The following is an 18,831-nucleotide window of genomic DNA, read 5'->3' on the forward strand; positions in this document are numbered from 1 at the left end:
CACCGCCCTCGGCGCGCTCGGCGTCCAGATCGCGGCCGCGACGTACACCACCTCAGGGCAGGACGTCTTCGTCAGCACCGTCGTGGCCCTCGCGCGCGCGTCCCGGCCCGGTTCCGCCGTCTCCCTCACGTGAGGCGGAGCCGGGAGCCGGCGGCACAGGAGGCAGCCGTGGCAGGGGAGGACGACGACGGTGGCCCCGCGCTCGCGCAGCAGCGTCGCGAGCCGGCGCACCAGCGAGGAGGTGCCCGCGGTGTCGGGTCCCGACACCGCGACGAGCAGGGGCGCTCGGGAGGCGGTCATGACGTCCGCCTCCGTCGCTTTCCGGCCGCCGCCGAGGGAGGCCGGTGAAGAAGCCGGGGGGCCCGTGGGGCCGCCTCGCGGGCCGCGCGCCGGGCCCCGCGGGGCCCGGGCACGCGGTGAGGGGCGCTCGGGGCGTGGACGGGTCCGCGGTCATGCTCGGCGATCGGGGCGTGGGTGGGTCCGAGGTCACGCGGGGGAGGGGCCGCGGGGGTGCGGGGCCGGGGCCTCGCGGTCGGCTCGGGCGGGCAGGCCGATGGACCTGAGCCGCTGCCGCGGCGAGCGGTGCGCGTGTGGGCCGTACGGGCGCGCCGCCGGCGCCCGGCGCCCCGCGGCCGGCACACCCGGTTCCGGGGCGGAGGGGCGACGGGGCCGATCCGGTCGGAGGCACGGCGGGCCGGGTGCGCGGTGGCGGTGCGAGGGGAGCGGCAGAGCGGGCGGCGCCGGGCATCGGCGAGGGGCCAGTCGGTCACACGTCGCAGCGGGTGCGGAACGGGTGCCACCGGCGTTCGGCTGAGGGGGCTGGAGGTCACGACGAGCCTCTTCCGTCAACCGACCCTGCCGAGGGTGTGCGCTCAAGGCCTGGTCTGTCCTGAAATGTTGCTTTCTTCAGCGATAGCACTGTTCGATATGGTTCGTCAACCGGAGTCGTCGGGGGAGCCGTGGGAACCGCGGAAAGGCCCGTGCGCCAAGCGCGACAGGGCGTTGTGCGGCCGCTCGGCGAGGAGGGCGCCGAGGATGCGGGCGCCGTCGCGGACCGTGCGGGGGTGCGACGGATCGTGACGGCGCTCGTGACGGCGCGGCAGTTCGAGGCTGGGCACCTCGGCGACGCGCAGCCCGTAGTGCAGCGCGTGCGTGACGAGTTCGGCCCCGAGCTCCACGCCGTCCTCGCGCAGGTCGAGGAGGTCGACGAAAGGGCGCCGGAACGCGCAGAATCCGTACCAGAGATCCGTGAGGTGCTGGCCGTACAGCCGACGGGCGATCCGCAGCAGCGCGCGGTGCCCGAGGCGCCGCGACAGCGGATAGTCGGCGTAGTCGCCGCCCGCGATGAAACGCGAGCCCTTCACGAAGTCGTAACCGCTTTCCAGATAGTGCAGGTAATGCGGGATCTCGTGCGGCGACATGGTGCCGTCGGCGTTCATCAGGACGACCAGGTCCCCGGTCGCCGCGAGCAGGGCCGCGTGCGGGATGTCGCCCCGGGCGAAGTCCCAGTCGCCGAGCCGGAGCACGCTGAGCCCCTCGCGCGGGGCGCCCTCCCTGGCGGGCCCGCCGACCAGGACGACCTCCCGCACGCTCGACGGCACCTGGTCGAGGAGCCGGTCGAGCGCCGCTCCCGAGCGCCCGCAGCCGGGGCGGACCGTGAGGACGAGGCTCACCGTCCGGGTGTCGGAACGGGGTGCCCGGTCGGTCGACCGGCGCAGGGGATGCGAATCGCTGCTCATCGGGAACCGCTACTCATCGGTATGCCCTGGCTCGTCGGTTCGGCCTTCCGGTGACCGGACCGCGTTTCTCAGAATCCTGCGCCCGGGGCGACGCCGTCAAGGAAAACGGAAGGATATACGGACCACCGCGAAGGAATGACCCGCCCTCTTGCGCGGTTTTCCCGTCCTGTCGCGCGGTCGTTTCTGCGCGCGTTTTCCGAGAGGAATACAATTCCGTCATGGCAGGGCGAATTGAGGACTACGCCCTCGTCGGTGACCTGGAGACCGCCGCGCTCATCGGGACCGACGGGTCCGTCGACTGGTGGTGCGCGCCCCGCTTCGACTCGCCCGCCTGCCTCGCCGGCCTCCTCGGCGATCCGGACCACGGCAGCTGGATCCTCGCCCCGGTCGGCAACAGCCGCTGCACGCGCAGGAGTTACCGGGGCGACACCCTGGTCCTCGACACCTTCTGGGAGACCCTCTCCGGCACCGTCCGGGTCACCGACTTCATGCCGCCGCGCGCGCAGGGCTTCCCGGCCGGCGGAGGGCCGAGGATCATCCGCGTCGTGGAGGGGATCGCCGGACGGGTCGCGATGCGGGGCGAGTTGAGGGTCCGGTTCCACCACGGCAGCATCGTGCCCTGGACCCGCTCGACGGGCCGGTACACCGTCGTCTCCGTCGCCGGACCCGACTCCGCCCACCTCTCCTGCGGGCCCGGCGTCGAATTCGACGTCGCCCGGGAGCGTACGAGCTGCGAATTCACCGTCACGGCCGGCCGGCGGGTCGCCTTCGTCCTCGGCTGGAGCCCCTCGCACGCCCCGGCGCCGCCGCCCGCCTCGCCCGCCGACGTGGCCGCCGCGCTCACCCGCACCCTCGACTTCTGGAACGACTGGGCCGCCGCCCTCCGCTACGAGGGCCCCGCGCGCGAGGCCGTGCTCCGCTCCCTGCTCACCCTCAAGGCCCTCACCTACGCCCCCACCGGCGGCATCGTCGCCGCCGCCACCGCCTCCCTCCCGGAGTCCATCGGCGACGGCCGGAACTGGGACTACCGCTTCTGCTGGCTGCGGGACTCCACCTTCACCCTCTCCTGTCTGCTCCGCAGCGGCTACCGCAGGGAGGCGCTGGCCTGGACCGAGTGGCTGCTGCGCGCCGTCGCGGGCGACCCCGCCGACATCCAGCCGCTGTACGGGGTCGAGGGCCAGCGACGGCTCCCCGAGACGCACGCCGACTGGCTGCCCGGTTACGAGAACTCACGACCCGTCAGATTCGGCAACGCGGCCGTCGGCCAGTTCCAGCTCGACATCTACGGCGAGGTGCTCAGCACCGTCTACTCGGCCGTCCGCGCGGGCGTCGTCCTCGAACCCGCGGCCTGGGCCCTCATAGCCTCGCTCCTGGAGTACCTCGGCCAACGCTGGCGGGAGCCCGACGAGGGCATCTGGGAAGTCCGGGGCCCGCGCCGCCACTTCGTCCACTCCAAGGTCATGGCCTGGGTCGCCGCCGACCGGGCCGTCCGCCTCGCCCGCGTCGCCGGACTGCGCGGCTCCCTCGCGCGCTGGCAGGCGCTCCGCGCCGAACTGCACGCGGAGATCTGCGCCCGTGGCTGGAGCGAGGAACAGCGCTCCTTCACCCAGTACTACGGGAGCCGGCAGGTCGACGCCACCGCCCTGCTGATCCCCCGGCTCGGCTTCCTGCCCGCCGGCGACCCCCGCGTCCTCGGCACCGTCCGGGCGATGGAGCGGCTCGACGACCACGGGTTCCTGCACCGGTACGGTGACGTCCGGGACGGCGGCACGCACGACCTCGACGGCCTCGGCTGCACCGAGGGGACCTTCGTGGCCTGCACGTTCTGGTACGCCGACGCGCTCGCCGTGACGGGCCGCGCCGACGAGGCCCGGGCCGTCTTCGAGCGGCTCCTCGACGTCCGCAACGACGTCGGACTCCTCGCCGAGGAATGGGACCCCGCGGCCGGCCGCCAGCTCGGCAACACACCCCAGGCGCTCAGTCACGTCGCCCTGGTGAACACGGCGTTCACCCTCTACGGCACCCGCCGCCACGACCGCGACCGTTCCGGGCGGCTCGCTGTGGCATGATGCGCCGACGCTCCGGGGCCGGACCGGGGGACCAGAGGGGGAGGCCATGGACTGGTACGTCGTGGTTCCGGGCGCGCTGGCGCTCCTGCTCGCGCTCTCCGGAGCGGCCGCGCTCCGCACCGGCTGGATGCCGACCTGGCAGCGACGGCGCGTCTCCCGGACGGCGCCGCACGGCTGGGGCCAACTGGCGATGGCCGCGGCGTTCGCGCTCCAGGCATGGGGGCAGCTCGCGGACGACTCCGCCCTGCGCTCCGGCCTGGGAGTGGCGACGCTTCTCGGTCTGCTCGGCGGCCTCGTCCTCCTGGTCCTGGCACAGGCCCCGCGCCGGGACCGCTGACGCCGCTCCCGGCTCCGGGACCGGACGCCGTCGCTCCGGACGGGCCCCGGGGCCGCGGCCCGGGGCCTCGTTCGGCGGGATCCCCCGAGGCTGCGGGCTCTCCCGGGCGACCGCGGGCCCCGCCCGGTGCCCGCGCGTCGGCGTGTCGTTCGGGTGCGTCCAGCGGGCGCCACGGGCGCGCGTGGGTTCGAATCGGGGCATGGCTTCCTACGACAGGCCCCGCGCCGGCGGCTCCCCGAGGCCGCTGAAGTCCGGCGACACCTGGTGGTACGCCGCCGTGGCCGGCGAGGCCGCCGGCTCGTTCCGCACACGGGCCCGCACCCGGACCCGGCGTGCCTGCCTCGGGGCCGTCCTCGTCCTCACGGTCGTCTACGCGGGACTCGTGCTCACCGCCACCGGCCGCCGCTGGGGCGACGCCGCCGTGACCGGCCGGCGCGCCGACTCCGCGGCCGTCACGGTGATCCGCGATCACCCCTCCCTCGCCGGGCTCACCACCGTCTCCCTCGTCCTCGGCTGCGTCCTCCTCCTCGCCGTCGGCCTCATACGCAAGCGGTACGCCCTCACCGGCGCCGCCGCCGGTGCGGTCGTCACCGCCCTCGCCGTCACCGGACTCCTCCAGCGGTACGCGCCCCGGCCCCGGCTCGTCGACACCGCCGGCGCCCTCGTCCCCAGCGGCTTCCCCAGCGCCCAGACCACGCTCGCCCTCGGTGTCGCCCTCGGCCTGGTCCTCGTCGTCCCCCACCGGCAGCGCGCCCTCGCCGTCGGCGTCGCCACGCTCTGGGCCGCCGCCGTCGGCACGTACACCATCGCGTCGGGGCAGCACCGGCCCGGCGACGTCATCGCCGCCGCCCTCGTCGTCCTCGCCGTGATCTCCGGCCTCCTCGCCGTCATCGCCCGCAAGGGCAAGGTCCGCCCCGCTCCGCGACACGGGACCGCCCTGCCCGGCCTCCTCGCCACCGTCCCGCTCGTCCTCCTCGCCGTGGCAGGCCTGGGCGCCGGAGCGTGGCTGCTCGGCGACACCCTCGCGCTGCCCGCCACCGCCCCGTACGACCCGGCGGAGCTCCGGCTCGCGCACCGCTGCGGCCAGGCCCTCGCCGCGGGTGTGGTCGCCGCCGCCGGCCTGATCCCGCTCCTCCTGCTCCGCCGCGTCGACGTGGACGGCGCCCCCGCCCCGTACCGGCTCGGCGGCCCCTTCGTCGAGGCCGCGGGCGTCCCGCACGACGGAGAGCTCGTGGGGCCCTTTACCGAGGACGGCGATCACGAGATATCTTGATGTCGAGCAATCTCGCATACGCAGACGTGGAGCGGAGCACCTGGTGACTGACTCGACCATCATCTACACCCACACTGACGAGGCGCCTGCCCTGGCGACGTACTCGTTCCTGCCCGTGATCCAGGCGTATGCCTCGCAGGCCGGCGTCACGGTCGAGACGCGTGACATCTCCCTCGCGGGCCGCATCATCGCCGTCTTCCCCGAGTTCCTGGAGGAGGGCCAGCGCATCCCCGACGCCCTCTCCGAGCTCGGCGACCTGGCCAAGACGCCCGGCGCCAACATCATCAAGCTGCCGAACGTCTCGGCGTCCATCCCGCAGCTCAAGGCCGCGATCGCCGAGCTCCAGGCGCAGGGCTACGCCCTCCCGGACTACCCGGACGACCCGCGGACGGACCAGGACAAGGACGTCCGCGCCCGTTACGACAAGATCAAGGGCTCGGCCGTCAACCCGGTCCTGCGCGAGGGCAATTCCGACCGCCGCGCGCCCGGCTCGGTCAAGAACTACGCCAAGACCCACCCGCACCGCATGGGCGCCTGGACCCCCGAGTCCAAGACGAACGTCGCCACGATGAGCGAGAACGACTTCGCCTCCACGGAGAAGTCCGTCGTCATCGCGAAGGACGACACCCTCCGCTTCGAGTTCACCGCCGCCGACGGCACCGTCAGCGAGCTCCGCGAGCCGCTGAAGGTCATCGCCGGCGAGGTCGTCGACGCCGCCGTCATGCGCGCCGCCGCCCTGCGCACCTTCCTCGGCGAGCAGGTCGCCCGCGCCAAGGCCGAGGGCGTGCTCTTCTCCGTGCACCTCAAGGCCACGATGATGAAGGTCTCCGACCCGATCGTCTTCGGCCACGTCGTGCGCGCCTTCTTCCCGAACACCTTCGCCAAGTACGGCGAGGTGCTCACCGCCGCCGGCCTGTCCCCGAACGACGGCCTCGGCACCGTCCTGGGCGGCCTGGACGCCATCCCGCACGGCCTCGGTGCCGAGATCAAGGCCTCCTTCGAGGCCGAGCTCGCCGAGGGCCCCGCCCTGGCGATGGTCGACTCCGACAAGGGCATCACCAACCTGCACGTGCCGTCCGACGTCATCGTCGACGCCTCGATGCCGGCCATGATCCGCACCTCCGGCCACATGTGGGGCCCGGACGGCCAGGAGGCCGACACCCTCGCGGTCCTCCCGGACCACAGCTACTCCGGTGTCTACCAGGCCGTCATCGAGGACTGCCGCGCCCACGGCGCCTTCGACCCGTCGACCATGGGCTCCGTCCCGAACGTCGGTCTCATGGCGCAGAAGGCCGAGGAGTACGGCTCCCACGACAAGACCTTCGAGATGGACCGGGCCGGCACCGTCCGCCTCGTCGACTCCGAGGGCAACGTCGTCCTGGAGCAGGAGGTCGCCGAGGGCGACATCTTCCGCGCCTGCCAGACCAAGGACCTGCCCATCCAGGACTGGGTCAAGCTGGCCGTCACCCGCGCCCGCGCCACCGGCGCCCCGGCCGTCTTCTGGCTGGACGAGAACCGCGCCCACGACGCGCAGCTCATCGCCAAGGTGAAGCAGTACCTGCCGGAGCACGACACCGAGGGCCTGGACATCAAGATCCTGTCCCCGGTCGAGGCCACGAAGTTCTCCCTGGAGCGCATCCGCCGCGGCGAGGACACCATCTCGGTCACCGGCAACGTCCTGCGCGACTACCTGACCGACCTCTTCCCGATCCTGGAGCTGGGCACCAGCGCCAAGATGCTGTCGGTCGTCCCGCTGATGGCGGGCGGCGGCCTCTTCGAGACCGGCGCCGGCGGCTCCGCCCCGAAGCACGTCCAGCAGCTCGTCAAGGAGAACTACCTCCGCTGGGACAGCCTCGGCGAGTTCTTCGCCCTGGCCGCCTCCTTCGAGCACCTCGCGACCACCACGGGCAACACCCGCGCCCAGGTCCTCGCCGACACCCTCGACCGCGCCACCGGCACCTTCCTCAACGAGGACAAGTCGCCGACCCGTCGCCTCGGTGGTATCGACAACCGCGGCAGCCACTTCTACCTGGCCCTCTACTGGGCCCAGGAGCTGGCCGCCCAGACCGAGGACGCGGAGCTGGCCAAGGTCTTCGCCCCGCTCGCCGAGACCCTCTCCTCGAACGAGCGGAAGATCGTCGACGAGCTGGTCGCCGTCCAGGGCTCCCCGGCCGAGATCGGCGGCTACTACCAGCCCGACCCGGCCAAGGCCGCGGCCGTGATGCGCCCGTCCGCCACGTTCAACGAGGCCGTCGCGTCCCTCGCCTGATCCGGCGCGGACCCGTCGCCCGCCCCGGCGCGCGACCCGCACCGCCCCGACCGGAACTCCTCCGGCCGGGGCGGTCCCGTCGGTGGCGCATCTCACCCCCCGGTGTGACCCTGGAGGGCATGAGCTGGGCATCTTGGACGACCGCCGGTGTCTACACCGGGCGAGGTGGGGTGCTGACCGAGGAGGTGGGCGTCGTCACGGGCGATCTGACCGTGCACACGACGTTCGCCGACCGCGAGGCACGCGTGGCCGTGCAGTACAGCGGCGCGTCCGACTGGTTCACCATGTCGGGCAGTCCCGTTCCGTGCGGATCGGAGGAGGAGAGCCGCGAGCTCCACGACGCCGTCGTGGCAGCCGTCCGGGAGGGGAACGGGGCCACGGTCCCGAGCCTGCCCGTACCCCCGAGATAGCCGCCGTCCCCACAGAAGTGTTATCCCTCCCGTACCCGCGGGTCTCCCAATGGCGGGGGACTCGGACCAGGGATGAGGGAGCACACCCATGCACAGCGACGAGCGACGCACCACCGCCCTCGTGGAGGCGGCCAGGGCGGGTGACGCGGACGCCAGGGACGCGCTGGTCCGCGCCCATCTGCCGCTCGTCCACGACATCGTCGGCCGGGCCCTCGACGGCCATGCCGACACGGACGACATCGTCCAGGAGACGATGGTCCGCGCCCTCGACGGCCTGTCCGGCCTCCGGGACCCGTCCCGCTTCCGGTCCTGGCTCGTCGCCATCGCCATGAACGGGATACGGCGCCGCTGGCACGAGCGCCGGCGGGCGCCCGTGCCCGGCCTCGACCGGGCCACGGACCTCGCCGACCCGGCCGGCGACTTCACCGAGCTCACCATCCTGCGCCTCGGCCTCTCCGGGCAGCGCCGCGACGTGGCCCGCGCGACCCGCTGGCTCGACGAGGACGACGCCGAGCTCCTCGCCCTGTGGTGGCTGGAAGCCGCCGGCGAACTCACCCGCGCCGAGCTCGCCGAAGGCCTCGGCATCACCCCGCAGCACGCCGCCGTCCGCGTCCAGCGGATGAAGGAACGCCTGGACACCGGCCGCGCCGTGGTCCGCGCCCTGGACGCGCTGCCGCCGTGCCCGGAGCTCACGGAGACCCTCACGGCCTGGGACGGCCGCCCCTCCCCGCTCTGGCGCAAGCGGATAGCCCGCCATCTGCGCACCTGCGCCGCCTGCACCTCCCGCGTGGCGGGCCGCAGCGGCCTCGCCCCCGTCGAGGGCCTCCTCGTCGGCATCGGCCTCGTCCCGCCCCTGACGGTCGCGGCCGCGCTCACGGACGGACCGGCGACGGAGCACACCGCCCACGCGACCGAGCTGCCCGACGCCACCGGCACCACCGGACGGTGGACCCCGCTGCGGCGCGCCTCCGCCGCCGGCGTCGCGGCCGTCGCCGTCCTCGGGGCGGTCGCCCTCCTCGTACCGCCGCGGCCGGAGGCACACGTCCGGCCCGACCGGCCCGTCGCCGCGCCCACGGCCACGGCCGCCCCGGTCACGGCCACCCCGAGCCCGCCGGTCACCGTCGCCGCCCCCGCACCCACGACCACCGCTCCCGCACCCCGCCGCACTCCGCGCCCGACGCCGGCTGCCGACCCGGGGGAGCGGGTCACCGCGCTCGTCAACCGGCTCCGGGCCTCGGCCGGTTGCGCCCCGCTGCGGACCGATCCCCGGTTGGTCGAGGCGGCCCGCGCCTCCGCCCGCGACATGGTGGCGCGCGGCTACTACGGGCACAGCAGCCCCGAGGGCGAGTTCGCGGACGCCCGGATCACCGCCGCCGGATACGACTGGAGCGCCTGGGCGGAGAACCTGGCCCGTGGCGCAGCCGATCCGGAGAGCGTCGTCGAGGACTGGCGGGACGGGGCCATGCACGAGGAGAACATGCTCGACTGCCGGTACCGGGACACCGGTGTGGCGACGGTACCCGGGCCCGGCGGCAGGATCTGGGTGCAGCAACTGGCCACGCCCCTGAAGTGAGCTCTTCAGCGTCTGGCGCCGAAGTCCTGCACCCACCAGGGGCCGTTGGCCGCGAGGGCCACCCCGACGCCGATGTCCTTGAAGGAGCAGTTGAGGATGTTCGCCCGGTGCCCGGGGCTGTCCATCCAGTCGTCCATGGCCCGGGCCGGGGTCTTCGGCCCGCGGTGGATGTTCTCCGCCCAGGTCGACCACTCGTATCCGGCGCGGCTCATCCGGTCGCCCGCGTCCCGGCCCTCCGGGCTGTGGTGCTCGTAGTAGCCGCGGGCGGCCATGTCGTCGGCGTGCCCCTGGGCCGCGCTGCGCAGATGCCCCTCCGAACGCAGCGGACCGCAACCGGCCTTCTCGCGCTCGGCGTTGACGAGGGCGACGACGTCCCGCACGAACCGCGCGGCCTTCCCGCCGGCGGCCTGGTCCGGGGCCGCCGCCTCGCGCGGAGCCGCGGCGGCCGGCGTGCCGGTGGCCGGGGCGGCCACGTACATCCCGGCCGCCACCGTGAGGGCCACCGCCGCGGAACCGGCGAGGGCGACGGCGGTACGGAACGACGGACGGCGCGGGCCGCGCCGCCGCGCCCTGCCGGCCCTGCGGTGCCGGCCCCCGGCGCGCCCCACCGGGACGGACGCCCGAGAGCCGACGGAGCCGCTGGAGTGTCCTCGGTCCCGGGAGCCTTCGGAGCCGTCGGGGTGTCCTGGGTCCCAGGGGTCTTCGGAGCCGTCGGGGTGGACCAGGTCCTGGAGATCATCGGAGCCGTCGGGGCGGGCCGGGGCCTGGGGGTCTTCGGAGTGGCCGGGACGGTCGTGGTGCCGCATGGAGCTCCGTTCTCTCGCCGAGGTCGCCGGACGGCCGGTGCCGGGAGGGCCACCGGGGCGACGGCGGTAAGACTTTCCGGCCCCCACGGCCCCGACACTCCTCGTCAACACGGCGCGTCAACCCGTGTCCGAGCCTCTCAGCCCTGCGGGATGACCGCCACCGGGCAGGGCGCGAGATGGAGCGCCGCGTGCGCGACGGAGCCGATCCGCGGCCCGACCGCCCCGCGCCGGGCCCGCCGGCCGACCACGAGCAGCTGGGCGCCGCCCGAGACGGAGAGCAGCACCTGCCCCGCGCTGCCCAGCTCGACGTGCTCGGAGACCTGCACGTCGGGGTACCGCTCGCGCCAGGGGGCGAGCGCCTCGCGCAGCGCCTTCTCCTCGTACGGGACGAGCCCGCCGGCCTCGTCCGCGAGCCGCATCGAGGCCGGGCTGTACGCGTACAGCGGCGGCAGGCTCCACGCGCGCACGGCCCGCACGGCCGCCCCGCGCGCGGCGGCGGTCTCGAAGGCGAAGCCGAGCGCGGCCGCGCTGTCCTCCGGGCTGCCGAGCTGACCGACGAGCACGTGTCCCGACGGCGGTTCGGCCTGTTCGCCGTCGCGGGACCGGACGGCGACGACCGGGCGGGCGGAGGCGGCGATGATCTGCTGCCCGTACGAGCCGAGCAGGAAGCCGGCGACGGCGCCGTGGCCGCGCGAGCCGATGACGAGCATCTCGGCCCGGTCCTCGGTGCCGAGCAGCGCGGGGACCGTGGCGTCGGGGAGCAGTTCGGCCGTGAGGGCGAGCCCCGGGTGGCGGGCGGCGATCGCGGCCTCGGCCTCGCGCAGGACGGCGTAGGCCGTGCGCTGCTGGGCGTCGGGGTCCTGGACGAGGGGCAGGTCGAGCGGTTCCCAGCGCCACGCGTGCGCGAGCCGTAGCGGGAGGCCCCGGTGCAGGGCCTCCCGGGCGGCCCAGTCGGCCGCGGTGAGGCTCTCGGGGGAGCCGTCCACTCCTGCGACGATCTCACGACTCATCAGGCTGCCTCCGTCGGTGCGGTGACGGGCCCGCCGGCCGGCCGGCCCTCCTCCCTCCAGCTTGGGCCCATCGGCGGCTCGACGAGAGGGGCGGACGTCCCGACATGCCGGTCCGTCCGCCCCTCCGTCCGTTCGCCCCCGTGCCTTTCCGTTCAGGCCAGCAGTGTGAGCCGGGCGTGGGTGCCGTGGAGGTAGTGGTCCCCGATGTCGCGCAGCCGGTGGGCCGCCTGGGTGGGGGCGGTGAGCGCGCGGGCGTTGCGCCAGAAGCGGTCGAAGCCCGGCCCGCCGCCGTGGGCGTCGGCTCCCGCCGTGCCGTCGACGAGTTCGAGGATGCGCGTGGTGATGTGGACGGCCGCCCGGCCGGTGACCGTCTCGGCCGCCGCCACGAGGACGGCGATGTCGGCGCGTTCCTCCGGGCCGAGCGCCCACCCGGTGAGCAGTCCTCCGGCGAGGGCGTCCGTCGCCCGCTCCACCACCGCGGCGGCGGCGTGCGCGGCCGTCGCCAGTTCCCCGTAGGCGAGCAGGAGGTACGGGTCGTCCCCGGCGCCGGCGGCGCCGTCCGTGCCCGTCGGGCCTCCCGCCCGGTCGGCGGGGACGGGGGCCGCCTGTCCGGCGCGGCTGATGTCCCGGGCCTCGGCGAGCGCCCCCTCGGCGATGCCGAGCCCGACCTGGACGAGGAGCAGCCGCAGGGCGAGCGGTGCGAGGGTGGTGAAGGGCGCGACGGCGTGCTCGTCGTGCGGGAGGGTCCCGAGGACGTGCCGGGCCTCCACCGGGACGCGGTCGAACGTGACGGTGCCGGCCCCGGCCAGGCGCTGGCCGACCCGGTCCGTGGCGGCCTCCGTGCGCACCCCCGCCCGGGCCGGGTCCACGAGGACGACGAGGAGGTCGCCGGTGCCGCCGGGCCGCGCGCCGACGACGAGCCGGTCGGCGACCGCGACGCCCGAGGCGAAGGCGCGGCGCCCGTCGAGGATCCAGCCGCCGCCGGGGCCGTCGGCGGGCGTGAGCGTGAGGCCGGGGGCGGGTTCGACGTGCGGCGGTTCGACGCCGCCGGCGAGCAGCCAGCGCTCCTCGGCCGTGCACACGTCGAGGGCGAGCGCGGGGGAGGGCGTGCCGCCGGAGTCGTGCGCGGGGCCGAAGAAGCGGCTGCTCCAGGACAGCGCGTAGTGGTGGGCGAGGAGTTCGCCCACCGAGCTGTCGGCGGCGGAGATCTCCCGTACGACCGCGCAGGCGGCCCGCCAGTCCGCGCCCCGCCGGGTCGGTCCCGGCGCGGTGAGGAGGCCGGGCAGTCCCGCCTCCTGGAGGCGGGCGACCTCGTCGAAGGGGGCCTTGCCGGCCCGGTCCCGGGCGAGGGCGTCGACGGCGAGGTCGTCGGCGAGCTCGCGGGTGACGCGGGGCCAGATCTCGTCGTCGCCCGGCCGGTCGACGGGCCGGCCGGGCGGTGCGGAGGCGGTCCGTATCGCTGGTCTCTTCGGCGATCTCCTCGGCGTACTCACGTCACCTCACCTGATCCCTAGTATCCCCACTGGAATAGTAGGGATACTGACAGAGGCGACCGCGCGGCCCCAAGGGGCGTCCACAAGCTGGACAAGGTCGTATCGAAACGTGAGACGCCGTCAGGTCGACGCAGGTGGGAGAGGTCGACCCCGGCCGCTCAGGGGTTGGTCCAGGCCTCCGGGTCGTCCGCGAGCGCCACGATCCCGGCCGGCAGCTTCGCCGCCGCGAGCTCCGCGAGGGACACCCCCAACACGCCCCGGACACTGGCCCGCAGCGCGATCCACAGCGTCAGCAGCGACTCGGCAGGTCCCGAGTACGACAGGTCCGGCGGCCGCTCTCCCCGTACGGAGACCAGCGGGCCGTCCACGCAGCGGATGACGTCCGCGACCGAGATCGTCTCGGCCGGACGGGCCAGCCAGTACCCGCCGTTGCCGCCGCGCTGGCTCTGCACCAGACCGCCCTTGCGCATGTCGCCGAGGATGCCCTCCAGGAACTTGTGCGAGATGTCCTGGTCCACCGCGATGGCCTCCGCCTTCAGCGGCCCCGCGTCCTGGGCTGCGGCGAGTTGGAGGGCGGCCCGCACCGCGTAGTCGGCCCTGGCTGAAATGCGCATGCGCGCATTATCCCGCACGGGTGCGGCCGGAGCCGTGCGCCCGCGCGGCGACTCGTACCGGCACATGAGACGGCCGTACCGCACCCTTGACGGCACCCGGGGCCCGCCGGACACTCATGGACGGGAAACCGAGCGAACAGGTAGGAAATCATGGGACGCGCCGGCCGGAGACACACCTCGCCCGCCTCGTCCCTCCCGCGCCCGCTGCCCCTGACCTCCCGCCGGCACATCGATCTGCTGCGGGTCTGCAGCGCGGCGAGTCGCCGTCCCCGCGCAGGCGTCCACCCCGTCCGCTGAGACGCCCGCCGCGGTCCGCCCGTCTCCTCTTCCCGTACCTCCGCCGCCCCGGGCCCCGCGCGACCGCTGCCGCGTCGCGCCGTCGCGCGCCGCCCGACCCGGCACCGAGCACCCCCGAGGGAGAACCATGTCCGTCGTCGTCCCGTCCCGGCTCCTGCCCGCCTCCGCCGCCGTGCCCGTCTTCCGGGGCCGGATCGGCCGCGACGCGAACAGCGGCCACTACGCCGTCCCGCACCGCTACCGCCTCCACGTCGACCCGTCCGACCCCCGATGTCTGAGCATCGCCCTCACCCACGGCCTGCTCGGACTCGACGCCACGCTCCCGCTCACCGTGCTCCCCGGCACCCCCGACACGCCCGACGGCGGGTACGCCGCGCTCCGCCCGCTGTACGAGGCGAGCGCCCACCTCTACACCGGCCCGGCCACCGCACCCGTCCTCAGCGACGGCTGGACCGGACGGATCGTCAGCACCCACGTCCCCGACATCCTCCGGGACCTCGCCCTGCGCTTCCGCGGCGACGGCCCCGACCTGCTGCCCGAAGCACACCGCGACGCCGTCGACGCGATCGCCGACCTGTGCGAGCGGAGCGTCAACCGGGCCGCCCAGCACGCCGGCGAACTCGGACTCGACGGCGAATCCGCCCACCACGACCCGCTCACCGTCCTCTTCGCCGCGCTCGGCTCCCTGGAACGCCGCCTCACCCGTCGGCCGTACCTCCTCGGCGACGCCCCGACCGCCGCCGACGTGCACGCCTGGGTCACCCTCGTCCAGCTCGACACCGTGCACCGCTGGCACCTCGACGCCGCCGCCATGGACCGCGTCGCCGCGCACCCCGCCCTGTGGGCCTACGCCCAGCGCCTCGCCGCCCGACCCGAGTTCGCCCGCCACCTCGACATCGACGCCCTCCTGCGCCGCCACCGCGCCCACTGCCGCGGCCGCGAGGCCGCCGGCGCGGCCATACGCCTCGTCGACTGGTCCGCCGGACGCTGACGGGGGCCGACGCGCCCGCCCCGGCCTCCGGCGTACGCCCCTGAGAGCGGCCGTCCCGGCCTCCGGCGGGTGCCCCTGGGAGCGAGCCGTCCCGGCCCTCGCCGGAAGCGACCCGGCCCGTCAGCCGATGCGGCGCCCCGCCAGCGGAGCCGTGTCGTCGCCCGTGCCCCCGCGGACCCCGCGCAGGAACGCCTCCAGGGCCTCCAGCGAGCTCGCCGCCGGCTCCCAGCCCAGCTCCCGCCGGGCCCGCTCGGTGGCGAGCAGCGGCAGGTGCCGCAGCGCGTCGAAGAGGCCCGGGGAGGCGGGGACCAGCCGCAACCGCCAGGCCGCCGACAGGGCGCCCCGTACCGCGCCGGCAGGCACCTTCACCGGCCGGGCGTGCAGCAGCTCGCCCAGCGTCGCCCCGTCGATCACCGGCTCCGCGGCGAGGTTGAACGGGCCCCGGACGTCCCGCAGCAACGCCCTGCGATAGGCGTCCGCCGCGTCCTCGGTGTGCAGGACCTGGAAACGGAGCCCTTCGAACTCCGGGAGCAGCGGCAGCAGTTCGGGCCGCATCAGCTGCCCGGGGAAGAACCGCCCCGCGAAGATCCGCCGCTGCTCGCTCGCCGACTCCTCCTTGAAGAGGAACGCCGGACGCATCCGGACCACCCGGGTCAGCGGATGGTCCCGCTCGAAGGTGTCGAGGACCCGCTCCAGATAGGCCTTCTCCCGGGTGTACGCGGCGCCCGGCCAACCGTGCGTCGGCCACGCCTCGGACACCGGGGAGCCGCCCTCGGGGCCGGGGGAGTACGCGCCCACCGAGGAGGCGTACACCAGGACCGGCACCCGGGCCGCCGCCACCGCGTCGAAGACGCGGACCGAGCCCAGGACGTTGGTCCGCCACGTCTCCACCGGGTCATGGGTCGGCCCGAACCGCCAGGCCAGGTGCACCACCGCGTCCGCGTCCGCCACGTACTGCGCGAGCCGGGGCTCGTCCCCGTCCCGGGAGAGGTCCAGCTCGGCCCACTCCACCCCGGGGAGGTCGAAGCCGGGCCGGCGGCGGGCGAGACCGAGGACGGAGCCGACGCCCGGTTCACGTGCCAGGATCCGGATGAGGCTCGTGCCGACGTTGCCGGTGGCGCCCGTGACGACGACGCGCGAAATCGTGCTCGGATTCATGTCTCCGACCCTCCGCCATGGGCGGCGGAAGCGCATTCCGGCAGCCTCCCCTGGCCCTCACCGTCACCCAGCGTGTCCGTATGGGTCGCGAACCCGGCCGACGGCCGGGAATATGAAGCGACTCAGGAGACAGGAGAACGGCCATGCTGCTGCCCGACAGGAACACCGTCGACCGGCTGCTCCGGCACTTCCGCGCCCAGGAGCGGACCGTGCAGGACAGGCCGTGCGACCTGTCGGCCCGCCGGCGCTTCGAGGACACGGCGTACACCCTGTGCGTCCTGATGGGAGTGCGCACCGCCCGCGAGGCCGTCCTCGCCGCGGAGCGCTACGTGACGACGTCGGAGATCAGGAATCGAGAAGCACGACCCCCGTGCCGCCACTAGCGTGGCCGCCATGAACACGATGAACAGAGCCCCGGGGGCGGACGGGCAGGCGTCCGCACTCCACGCCGCCGACCGGCACGACCTGATCCGCGTGCACGGCGCGCGGGAGAACAACCTCAAGGACGTGAGCATCGAGATACCGAAGCGCCGGCTCACGGTCTTCACCGGCGTCTCCGGCTCGGGCAAGAGCTCCCTCGTGTTCGACACGATCGCCGCCGAGTCGCAGCGGCTGATCAACGAGACGTACAGCGCCTTCGTCCAGGGCTTCATGCCGACGCTCGCCCGGCCCGAGGTCGACGTCCTCGAAGGCCTGACGACCGCGATCATCGTCGACCAGCAGCGCCTCGGCGCGGACCCCCGCTCCACCGTCGGCACCGCCACCGACGCCAACGCGATGCTGCGGATCCTCTTCAGCCGCCTCGGCGAGCCGCACATCGGCCCGCCCAGCGCCTACGCCTTCAACGTCCCCTCGGTCCGGGCCAGCGGCGCGATCACCGTCGAGCGCGGCAACAAGAAGACCGAACGGGCGACCTTCGAGCGCACCGGCGGCATGTGCCCGGGCTGCGAGGGCCGCGGCACGGTCTCCGACATCGACGTCACCCGGCTCTACGACGACTCCAAGTCGCTCGCCGAGGGCGCGCTCACCGTCCCCGGCTACACACCGGGCGGCTGGAACCACCGGCTCTACAGCGAGTCCGGACTCGTCGACCAGGACAAGCCGATCCGCGACTACACCGAGAAGGAACTGGCGGACTTCCTCCACCACGAGCCGGTCCGGATGAAGATCGCCGGGATCAACATGACCTACGAGGGTCTGATCCCGCGCATCCAGAAGTCCTTCCTGGCCAAGGACAAGGAGGGCATGCAGCCCCACATCCGGGCGTTCGTCGAGCGGGCCGTCACCTTCACCACCTGCCCCGACTGCGACGGCACCCGGCTCAGCGAGGGCGCCAGGGCGTCGAGGATCGGCCGGATCAGCATCGCCGACGCCTGCGCGATGCAGATCAGCGACCTCGCCGCCTGGGTCCGCGGCCTCGACGAGCCCTCGGTGGCGCCGCTGCTCACCGCGCTCCAGCTGACCCTGGACTCGTTCGTGGAGATCGGCCTCGGCTACCTCTCCCTCGACCGGCCGGCGGGCACACTGTCGGGCGGCGAGGCACAGCGCGTCAAGATGATCCGCCACCTCGGCTCCTCGCTCACCGACGTCACGTACGTCTTCGACGAGCCCACCATCGGCCTGCACCCGCACGACATCCGGCGGATGAACGACCTGCTGCTCCAACTGCGCGACAAGGGCAACACGGTGCTCGTCGTGGAGCACAAGCCGGAGGCCATCGCCATCGCCGACCACGTCGTCGACCTCGGCCCCGGCGCCGGCACGGCCGGCGGCACCGTCTGCTTCGAGGGCACCGTGGACGGGCTGCGGGCCTCCGGCACCGTCACCGGCCGCCACCTCGACGACCGGGCCGCCGTCAAGGAATCGGTCCGCAGGCCCACCGGGACCCTGGAGATCCGGGGCGCGTCGACGCACAACCTGCGCGACGTCGACGTCGACATCCCGCTCGGCGTGCTCACCGTCGTGACCGGCGTCGCCGGCTCCGGGAAGAGCTCGCTCGTGCACGGCTCGATCCCCGCCGGCGAGGAGGTGATCTCCGTCGACCAGAGCGCGATCCGCGGATCGCGGCGCAGCAACCCCGCCACGTACACCGGACTGCTCGACCCGATCCGCAAGGCCTTCGCCAAGGCCAACGGCGTGAAGCCGGCGCTGTTCAGCGCCAACTCCGAGGGCGCCTGCCCCACCTGCAACGGCGCGGGCGTCGTCTACACCGACCTGGGGATGATGGCCGGCACCTCCTCCACCTGCGAGGACTGCGAGGGCAAGCGGTTCCAGCCCTCGGTGCTCGAACACCTCCTCGGCGGCCGGGACATCAGCGAGGTGCTCGCGATGTCCGTGACCGAGGCCGAGGAGTTCTTCGGCTCCGGCGAGGCGCGCACCCCGGCCGCACAGCGGATCCTGGCCCGGCTCGCCGACGTCGGGCTCGGCTACCTGAGCCTCGGCCAGCCGCTCACCACGCTCTCCGGCGGCGAGCGGCAGCGCCTCAAGCTGGCCACGCACATGGGCGACAAGGGCGGCGTCTACGTCCTCGACGAGCCGACCACCGGCCTCCACCTCGCCGACGTCGAGCAGCTCCTCGGCCTGCTCGACCGGCTCGTGGACTCCGGCAAGTCGGTCATCGTCGTCGAGCACCACCAGGCCGTCATGGCGCACGCCGACTGGATCATCGACCTGGGCCCCGGCGCGGGCCACGACGGCGGGAGGATCGTCTTCGAGGGCACGCCCGCCGACCTCGTCGCGGCCCGCTCGACTCTCACCGGCGAGCACCTCGCGGAGTACGTCGGCGCCTGATC

Annotated in this window: 16 protein-coding genes; 9 read left to right on the top strand and 7 right to left on the bottom strand. The window is 74.4% G+C overall.

Annotated elements, in window-relative coordinates:
• Both ABZ318_RS20555 and ABZ318_RS20560 read right to left on the bottom strand, forming a co-directional pair.
• On the bottom strand, window positions 1-300 hold a 300-nt coding region (locus tag ABZ318_RS20555; RefSeq protein ID WP_356903897.1), incomplete at its 3' end, for a hypothetical protein.
• 635 nt (window positions 301-935) lie between these two features.
• Window positions 936-1,739 (bottom strand): glycosyltransferase family 2 protein, encoded by an 804-nt coding sequence (locus tag ABZ318_RS20560; protein ID WP_356903898.1) that lies wholly within the window; start codon window positions 1,737-1,739, stop codon window positions 936-938.
• 218 nt (window positions 1,740-1,957) lie between these two features.
• Between ABZ318_RS20560 and ABZ318_RS20565 the strand changes: the two genes are divergently transcribed.
• The 6 genes from ABZ318_RS20565 to ABZ318_RS20590 all read left to right on the top strand — a co-directional run bounded on the left by ABZ318_RS20565 (window position 1,958) and on the right by ABZ318_RS20590 (window position 9,670).
• The gene (locus ABZ318_RS20565; RefSeq protein WP_356903899.1) at window positions 1,958-3,808 is read left to right on the top strand and encodes a glycoside hydrolase family 15 protein; all 1,851 of its coding nucleotides are present in this window, start codon (window positions 1,958-1,960) and stop codon (window positions 3,806-3,808) included.
• A 46-nt stretch (window positions 3,809-3,854) separates the two neighbouring features.
• Window positions 3,855-4,145, top strand: coding sequence for a hypothetical protein (locus ABZ318_RS20570; protein ID WP_356903900.1), 291 nt, complete (start codon window positions 3,855-3,857; stop codon window positions 4,143-4,145).
• Between the two features lie 199 nt (window positions 4,146-4,344).
• On the top strand, window positions 4,345-5,418 hold the full coding sequence (locus ABZ318_RS20575; RefSeq protein WP_356903901.1) for a phosphatase PAP2 family protein: 1,074 nt from the start codon (window positions 4,345-4,347) through the stop codon (window positions 5,416-5,418).
• Window positions 5,419-5,461: 43 nt separating this feature from the next.
• Complete coding sequence (locus ABZ318_RS20580; RefSeq protein ID WP_356903902.1) at window positions 5,462-7,687, top strand: NADP-dependent isocitrate dehydrogenase; 2,226 nt, start codon at window positions 5,462-5,464, stop codon at window positions 7,685-7,687.
• A 119-nt stretch (window positions 7,688-7,806) separates the two neighbouring features.
• A complete protein-coding gene (locus ABZ318_RS20585; protein ID WP_093877461.1) occupies window positions 7,807-8,097 on the top strand; it encodes a hypothetical protein in 291 nt (96 codons plus the stop codon).
• Window positions 8,098-8,185: 88 nt separating this feature from the next.
• Window positions 8,186-9,670 (top strand): sigma-70 family RNA polymerase sigma factor, encoded by a 1,485-nt coding sequence (locus tag ABZ318_RS20590; protein ID WP_356903903.1) that lies wholly within the window; start codon window positions 8,186-8,188, stop codon window positions 9,668-9,670.
• Window positions 9,671-9,675: 5 nt separating this feature from the next.
• Here the strand turns inward: ABZ318_RS20590 and ABZ318_RS20595 are convergent, their stop codons facing one another.
• The 4 genes from ABZ318_RS20595 to ABZ318_RS20610 form a co-directional block, all read right to left on the bottom strand.
• Window positions 9,676-10,476 carry a CAP domain-containing protein gene (locus tag ABZ318_RS20595; RefSeq protein ID WP_356903904.1) on the bottom strand — a complete coding sequence of 267 codons (801 nt, stop codon included), beginning with the start codon at window positions 10,474-10,476 and terminating at the stop codon, window positions 9,676-9,678.
• Between the two features lie 137 nt (window positions 10,477-10,613).
• Window positions 10,614-11,486, bottom strand: coding sequence for a universal stress protein (locus ABZ318_RS20600; protein ID WP_356903905.1), 873 nt, complete (start codon window positions 11,484-11,486; stop codon window positions 10,614-10,616).
• A 152-nt stretch (window positions 11,487-11,638) separates the two neighbouring features.
• Entirely contained in the window at window positions 11,639-12,979 is a 1,341-nt protein-coding gene (locus ABZ318_RS20605) for an acyl-CoA dehydrogenase family protein (protein ID WP_356903906.1), read from the bottom strand.
• A 158-nt stretch (window positions 12,980-13,137) separates the two neighbouring features.
• Window positions 13,138-13,593 carry an Rrf2 family transcriptional regulator gene (locus tag ABZ318_RS20610; RefSeq protein ID WP_190157945.1) on the bottom strand — a complete coding sequence of 152 codons (456 nt, stop codon included), beginning with the start codon at window positions 13,591-13,593 and terminating at the stop codon, window positions 13,138-13,140.
• Between the two features lie 424 nt (window positions 13,594-14,017).
• Here ABZ318_RS20610 and ABZ318_RS20615 point away from each other — a divergent pair, with 424 nt between their 5' ends.
• On the top strand, window positions 14,018-14,881 hold the full coding sequence (locus ABZ318_RS20615; protein ID WP_356903907.1) for a glutathione S-transferase C-terminal domain-containing protein: 864 nt from the start codon (window positions 14,018-14,020) through the stop codon (window positions 14,879-14,881).
• Between the two features lie 120 nt (window positions 14,882-15,001).
• Here the strand turns inward: ABZ318_RS20615 and ABZ318_RS20620 are convergent, their stop codons facing one another.
• Window positions 15,002-16,039 (bottom strand): NAD-dependent epimerase/dehydratase family protein, encoded by a 1,038-nt coding sequence (locus tag ABZ318_RS20620; protein ID WP_356903908.1) that lies wholly within the window; start codon window positions 16,037-16,039, stop codon window positions 15,002-15,004.
• A 143-nt stretch (window positions 16,040-16,182) separates the two neighbouring features.
• Between ABZ318_RS20620 and ABZ318_RS20625 the strand changes: the two genes are divergently transcribed.
• Together ABZ318_RS20625 and ABZ318_RS20630 are read left to right on the top strand one after the other, a co-directional pair.
• Window positions 16,183-16,422, top strand: coding sequence for a DUF5133 domain-containing protein (locus tag ABZ318_RS20625; protein ID WP_356903909.1), 240 nt, complete (start codon window positions 16,183-16,185; stop codon window positions 16,420-16,422).
• A 19-nt stretch (window positions 16,423-16,441) separates the two neighbouring features.
• Window positions 16,442-18,829 carry an excinuclease ABC subunit UvrA gene (locus ABZ318_RS20630; protein WP_356903928.1) on the top strand — a complete coding sequence of 796 codons (2,388 nt, stop codon included), beginning with the start codon at window positions 16,442-16,444 and terminating at the stop codon, window positions 18,827-18,829.
• Window positions 18,830-18,831 lie beyond the last annotated feature (2 nt).

This window comes from Streptomyces sp. NPDC006197 (genome assembly GCF_040613865.1).
In the GTDB taxonomy this organism is placed as follows: Bacteria; Actinomycetota; Actinomycetes; order Streptomycetales; family Streptomycetaceae; genus Streptomyces.

Excerpts from the sequence above, each read along its gene's own strand:
- ABZ318_RS20560 (WP_356903898.1), bottom strand. The coding sequence starts at position 1,739 with ATGAGCAGCGATTCGCATCCCCTGCGCCGGTCGACCGACCGGGCACCC.
- ABZ318_RS20565 (WP_356903899.1), top strand. The coding sequence starts at position 1,958 with ATGGCAGGGCGAATTGAGGACTACGCCCTCGTCGGTGACCTGGAGACC.
- ABZ318_RS20570 (WP_356903900.1), top strand. The coding sequence starts at position 3,855 with ATGGACTGGTACGTCGTGGTTCCGGGCGCGCTGGCGCTCCTGCTCGCG.
- ABZ318_RS20575 (WP_356903901.1), top strand. The coding sequence starts at position 4,345 with ATGGCTTCCTACGACAGGCCCCGCGCCGGCGGCTCCCCGAGGCCGCTG.
- ABZ318_RS20585 (WP_093877461.1), top strand. The coding sequence starts at position 7,807 with ATGAGCTGGGCATCTTGGACGACCGCCGGTGTCTACACCGGGCGAGGT.
- ABZ318_RS20590 (WP_356903903.1), top strand. The coding sequence starts at position 8,186 with ATGCACAGCGACGAGCGACGCACCACCGCCCTCGTGGAGGCGGCCAGG.
- ABZ318_RS20595 (WP_356903904.1), bottom strand. The coding sequence starts at position 10,476 with ATGCGGCACCACGACCGTCCCGGCCACTCCGAAGACCCCCAGGCCCCG.
- ABZ318_RS20600 (WP_356903905.1), bottom strand. The coding sequence starts at position 11,486 with ATGAGTCGTGAGATCGTCGCAGGAGTGGACGGCTCCCCCGAGAGCCTC.
- ABZ318_RS20610 (WP_190157945.1), bottom strand. The coding sequence starts at position 13,593 with ATGCGCATTTCAGCCAGGGCCGACTACGCGGTGCGGGCCGCCCTCCAA.
- ABZ318_RS20615 (WP_356903907.1), top strand. The coding sequence starts at position 14,018 with ATGTCCGTCGTCGTCCCGTCCCGGCTCCTGCCCGCCTCCGCCGCCGTG.
- ABZ318_RS20620 (WP_356903908.1), bottom strand. The coding sequence starts at position 16,039 with ATGAATCCGAGCACGATTTCGCGCGTCGTCGTCACGGGCGCCACCGGC.
- ABZ318_RS20625 (WP_356903909.1), top strand. The coding sequence starts at position 16,183 with ATGCTGCTGCCCGACAGGAACACCGTCGACCGGCTGCTCCGGCACTTC.
- ABZ318_RS20630 (WP_356903928.1), top strand. The coding sequence starts at position 16,442 with ATGAACAGAGCCCCGGGGGCGGACGGGCAGGCGTCCGCACTCCACGCC.